The organism is Vogesella mureinivorans (assembly GCF_007644035.1).
In the GTDB taxonomy this organism is placed as follows: Bacteria; Pseudomonadota; Gammaproteobacteria; order Burkholderiales; family Chromobacteriaceae; genus Vogesella; species Vogesella mureinivorans.
In genome coordinates this window covers 1-258 of record NZ_VMTV02001104.1, presented here as the reverse complement: position 1 = coordinate 258, position 258 = coordinate 1, and the positions used below count along the sequence as shown (strand labels likewise).

The following is a 258-nucleotide window of genomic DNA, read 5'->3' as shown; positions in this document are numbered from 1 at the left end:
ATCCAAACGATGTAAATTTAAGATATCTTCACGGAACAACAAGGCTTTATTGGTATTGTCCCAAATTAAGTCTTCGACCAAATAAATTTCAGAATAATCTGGCACGATAATACGGCATGCAGTTGCACCTAAATGCTCATAGACCGCCATATAAACTTCTTTACCCATTTGTTCAAGTATGCCCATCATGGTTGCAACTTCATCAGTATTGGCATTTTCACCTGTACTGCTAAAGTACCGACACCACCTGAAGCACCG

1 protein-coding gene is annotated in these 258 nt (G+C 39.5%); it reads right to left on the bottom strand.

What is annotated here, in order from left to right; translation table 11 throughout:
- Positions 1-189: hypothetical protein (locus tag FLQ44_RS22945; protein WP_338117507.1), on the bottom strand; the 189-nt coding region annotated here is incomplete at its 3' end.
- Between the last annotated feature and the right edge of the window lie 69 nt (positions 190-258).